Origin of the sequence: Bacteroides sp. 1001302B_160321_D4 (genome assembly GCF_015667765.1) — a bacterium.
Taxonomy (GTDB): domain Bacteria; phylum Bacteroidota; class Bacteroidia; order Bacteroidales; family Bacteroidaceae; genus Bacteroides; species Bacteroides xylanisolvens.
Window position 1 is genome coordinate 1 of record NZ_JADPLO010000124.1, and the last position, 4,646, is coordinate 4,646.

5 protein-coding genes and 1 pseudogene are annotated in these 4,646 nt (G+C 36.1%); all 6 read left to right on the forward strand.

The features are described from left to right. Positions 1 to 1,136 (forward strand): annotated as a pseudogene (locus tag KFO40_RS25110) (hypothetical protein); the annotation flags it as partial. Between the two features lie 2 nt (positions 1,137 to 1,138). Further along, on the forward strand, positions 1,139 to 1,633 hold the full coding sequence (locus KFO40_RS25115) for a hypothetical protein (protein WP_211146918.1): 495 nt from the start codon (positions 1,139 to 1,141) through the stop codon (positions 1,631 to 1,633). Positions 1,634 to 1,722: 89 nt separating this feature from the next. Further along, positions 1,723 to 2,214 (forward strand): hypothetical protein, encoded by a 492-nt coding sequence (locus tag KFO40_RS25120; RefSeq protein ID WP_211146919.1) that lies wholly within the window; start codon positions 1,723 to 1,725, stop codon positions 2,212 to 2,214. 124 nt (positions 2,215 to 2,338) lie between these two features. Then, positions 2,339 to 3,508: a hypothetical protein gene (locus tag KFO40_RS25125; protein WP_211146920.1), complete on the forward strand. Its 1,170-nt coding sequence runs from the start codon at positions 2,339 to 2,341 to the stop codon at positions 3,506 to 3,508. 25 nt (positions 3,509 to 3,533) lie between these two features. Continuing rightward, positions 3,534 to 4,031, forward strand: coding sequence for a hypothetical protein (locus KFO40_RS25130; RefSeq protein WP_157453723.1), 498 nt, complete (start codon positions 3,534 to 3,536; stop codon positions 4,029 to 4,031). An 89-nt stretch (positions 4,032 to 4,120) separates the two neighbouring features. Continuing rightward, the gene (locus tag KFO40_RS25135; protein WP_211146921.1) at positions 4,121 to 4,612 is read left to right on the forward strand and encodes a hypothetical protein; all 492 of its coding nucleotides are present in this window, start codon (positions 4,121 to 4,123) and stop codon (positions 4,610 to 4,612) included. Positions 4,613 to 4,646: the final 34 nt, after the last annotated feature.

Consider the following 4,646-nt stretch of genomic DNA (forward strand, 5'->3'; position numbering starts at 1 on the left):
ATACTTCAGTTATAGATAAAGAATATCAAAAGACCTTAATAGGTGGTCGTTCTTATACACCACAAGAGTTTGGTTATTTAATTAATAGCGGCCAATGGCATGGTGGTTGGGTATATGGCATGGGATGGGTAACACCGGAAGTTAATATATATCCGAATAGTTATAATTATTCAGGTGGTTATTATCCATCTGGTCACAATGGTGGTGGTAGTAATCCATTTTGGCCTGGTGGTGGCTGGCACAATGGTGGTGGTAATACAGATGGGTATCCAGGTCATAATAGCTATTATAATCATACTAATTATAATTCGAATCATAATAATAATTGGGGGCATAATGGCTATTCCAATCATTATAGTTATCAGGGTTCCTATGGCTATCATTTTTCAGGTGGCGGAGGAGGTGGAGGTGATGTAGTAGATAGTACTACCTCTTTTTTAGATGACTTAAAAAGTTATCTGAAGAAGTCTCTTTCAAGTCTTATTGCAGGGTCAGCAGAAACAGCACATGAGCTTTATGAAAAAATGAGCTCTTTCATGCAGCAACATCCTGGTTCTATAGACACTGTGAGATCGTATATGAGTGAATTGGGAGATTATGTAAAGCCAATAGTAGAAGATGATCCTGATAAAATGGATTGGGAGGATTTATTTAATATTTGGATGTTTGAATTGGAGGCGTCGAATTTACGGGCAAATGAAGAAGGTAAAATTTTGATAACTTTCACAGAGGATGCCCAAACAACTAAGGATCTTCAAACTCAAGAAGGAGTTTTAGAAGCACGAAATGAAGCTATGGAACAAATTCAGAATGGAAATTTGTCATTTATAGAAAAAAGCTGGAAGTATGATGTTGATGAGTTTATTGATGGTGTAGTTACTATGAATACAGCTACTTCTTTTTTAGGTTCTTATAATACAAAAGTAGGGATTACTGATAATCATGATGGAACTTATCGGTTGGATTATGAGGTTTTGAATGATACTGGATGGGAGTCTGCTACGCGATTACGAGTATCTCATGAACATTCATATCATGATGGAATTATTCCTAATTCTAACCGAGGTGAAGGAATTGGTTTAGGAGGCACTATAAGTGAAAAGTGGACATGGTCTGAAACTATTACAATTAATTAAAAATGAAGATTTTAGTTTGTCTCATTTTATTCTTACTATTATTATCTAGTTGTTTGCATCGTGCACCCAAGATAATCTATCCTGCATGTTATGGTATTGAACATAATTCAGTAAGAGACAGTTTGGGAATAGTATTATTGGATTCTAGCTGGGTGGCATTTGATACATGGGATGGTGCTACAGCTTGGGGACCTAAAGAAAAGCAGCCCTATCCATATCATACTGCCAAACAAGTAAATTATAATAATGGTACTCTTTATTGTGAAATAGATTCGTATAGCAATGGTGAAAAATACGAAACAGTGGATGGATACAATAGAGTTTATTTAGAGATTGCATATTTTTATCGTCCAGCTTGTTCTGGTCCGTTAGGAGGAATGGCCTTTAATACAGATACTGTAGGATGGTATTGCCTATTCAATAATTCTCCTGGTAGTACTAATATAAGTAAGGCTCAAGCAGACTCGATAATTAAAGCATGGGGGATTGAAGAATGATTCCTGTGTGATCGAGGTGAAGGTCTTGGATTGGGAGGTACTATAAGTGAGAAATGGCAGTGGTCTGAAACTATTACAATTAATTGAATATGAAACGTATAATTTATTTTTTATTGTTATTATCATTATTTTCTAGTTGTTTACGTCGTGCACCCAAGACTATCTATCCTGCCTGTTATGGCGTTGAGCATAATCTAGTAAGAGATAGTTTGGGACTAGTATTACTGGATTCTAGTTGGGTACCGGATACGTGGGATGGTGCTACAGCTTGGGGACCTAAAGAAAAGCAATCCTATCCATCTCACACTGTTAAACAAGTGAATTATAATAATGATACTCTTTATTGTGAAAGAGATTCATATTGTAATGGAGAAGAATTTGAAACAGTAGATGGATATAATAAAGTACGTTTACAGGTTGTGTATTTTTATCGTTCGGCTCGCTCCGGTCCATTAGGTGGAATTGCTTTCAATGCAGATACTATAGGATGGGTTTGTCGATTTTATGATTCGCATGGAGGACAAAGTGTATCTAAAGCTCAAGCAGACTCTATCATTAAAGCATGGGGGATTGAAGAATGATCCTTGATCATGGATGAAAGTAAGTATATGCATATTATAATAGAAACTAACTTTTGTGAACTTGGGTTGCAAACGATATGTTTTTTATTATGGATTAAGATTGATCAGTTAAAATAGAAATATAATGAAAAAAGTAGGTCGATTTAGTTTGTTTGAGTTGGAGGATGCTAGTTCTGTAATAGATAAAGCATCTCAAAAGACATTTATTGGCGGCGGTTCAGGATCTTCAACTGATCCTTATACACAGGATGAGTTTGACTCTATGATGTACTCCGGTCATTGGAATGGTGGCTTTGTTTATGGTATGGGTTGGGTAACACCTCAAGTTTATATATATCCGAATCATTATAAATATGCGGGCGGTTATCGTCCTTCCGGAGGTGGTGGAGGTGGTTCCTTTTGGCCCGGTGGTGGTTGGCCTGGTAATGGAGGCAATGCAGGTGGTTATAATCCTAATCATAATAGTTACTACCATGGACATAATGGTTATTGGGGGCATAATGGTTATTCCAATCATTACAGCTATCCGGGATTTTATGGTTATCATTTTTATGGAGGTGGCGTAGGAGGTGGAGATTATGTGGACAGTACCACTTCTTTTTTAGATGATTTAAAGAGCTATCTGAAGAAGTCTCTTTCAAATCTTATTGCAGGATCGGCAGAAACAGCACATGAGCTTTATGAAAAAATGAGCTCTTTCATGCAGCAACATCCCGGTTCTATGGATACTTTGAGATCGTATATGGGCGAATTGGGAGATTATGTAAAGCCAATAGTAGAAGATGATCCAGATAAGATGGATTGGGAGGATTTGTTTAATATTTGGATGTTTGAGTTGGAGACATCAAATATAAATCCTCAAAGTGGGAAATTCATATTTACAGATGATGCTTTAACAACAAAAGACCTTCAGACTCAGGAAGGAGTCCAACAAGCACGTGATAAAGTTATGGAACAAATAAATGGAGGAGATTTTTCAGATGTACATCATTCTTGGACATATGATGTTAATGAATTTATTGATGGAGTGACAAATATGAATACGGCAACTTCTTTTCTAGGTTCTTATAATACAGTTGTTGAAATTATAAATAATCATAATGGAACTTATAGCTTGCAGTATACGGTTTCAAATACAACAGGCTGGGAGTCTGCTACGCGTTTACGCGTAGACCACAATGGTGATGGAATTCATGATGCTATAATTCCTGATAGTAATCGAGGTGAAGGTATTGGATTGGGAGGTACTATAAGTGAAGAATGGCAATGGTCTGAAGTGGTTTCAATTAACTAATTCATTGTTGTAATATTAAGGTGTAATGAGAAAGACTTGTATTTGTTTGCTTTTTGTTCAATCCCTTTTATTGCAGGGATGTCTGTTTAGAGAATCACCGGTATGTTATGGAGTTGACTTTAATTTTACACGTGAAACATTAGGAATTAATTTGTTGGATTCAGGATGGAGAATAGGACATACGGAACCATATTATACAAGATGGATAAATCCTAGTATTGATAAGACTAAAGTACAGTATATAATGAAGCAAGTTTGCTATTTTGATAATATTCTTTCGATGGAGATGGATGTGTATGAAAATGTAAATACTGGGATATTAACATCTGAACGGCTTGCTATTATGTTTTATTATCGCTCTAGTAGATATGATGAAAAGAATATCTTTCATCGAAAAGAAAATGATATTTTGGGGTGGGATTTTCGTTATACACGTGATGACGGACATGAAAGTGTGCAAACTGAATTCATTTCAAAGCAACAAGCGGACTCAATCATTAAGGTGTGGGGAATTGAAAAATGATTTCTGTATGAGCGGGATGAAGGTATTGGATTGGGAGGTACTATAAGTGAGAAATGGCAGTGGTCTGAAACTATTTTAATTGATTGAATATGAAAAATCTGATTTATCTTTTCTTGTTATTATCATTATTTTCTGGCTGTTTACATCGTGCACCCAAGACAATCTATCCTGCCTGTTATGGTGTTGAACATAATCCAGTAAGAGATAGTTTGGGAATAGTATTATTGGATTCTAGTTGGATACCCTATACATGGGATGGTGCTACAGCTTGGGGACCTAAAGAAAAGCAGCCCTATCCATATCATACTGGCAAACAAGTGAATTATAATGATGATAGTCTTTATTGTGAAATAGATTCATATTGTAATGGAGAAGAATTTGAAACAGTAGATGGATTAAATTTAGTTTATTTGTATGTTGTGTATTTTTATCGTTCGGCTCGCTCCGGTCCATTAGGTGGAATTGCTTTTAATGCAGATACTCTAGGATGGGTTTGTCGATTTTATGATTCGCATGGAGGACAAAGTGTATCTAAAGCTCAAGCAGATTCAATAATTAAAGCATGGGGGATTGAAGAATGATTTCTGTGTGAGCGGGAGAAGGAATTGGACTAGA

Bases quoted from the DNA above. Each gene is read 5' to 3' on its own strand.
- KFO40_RS25130 (WP_157453723.1), top strand. From the start codon at position 3,534: ATGAGAAAGACTTGTATTTGTTTGCTTTTTGTTCAATCCCTTTTATTG.
- KFO40_RS25125 (WP_211146920.1), top strand. From the start codon at position 2,339: ATGAAAAAAGTAGGTCGATTTAGTTTGTTTGAGTTGGAGGATGCTAGT.
- KFO40_RS25115 (WP_211146918.1), top strand. From the start codon at position 1,139: ATGAAGATTTTAGTTTGTCTCATTTTATTCTTACTATTATTATCTAGT.
- KFO40_RS25135 (WP_211146921.1), top strand. From the start codon at position 4,121: ATGAAAAATCTGATTTATCTTTTCTTGTTATTATCATTATTTTCTGGC.
- KFO40_RS25120 (WP_211146919.1), top strand. From the start codon at position 1,723: ATGAAACGTATAATTTATTTTTTATTGTTATTATCATTATTTTCTAGT.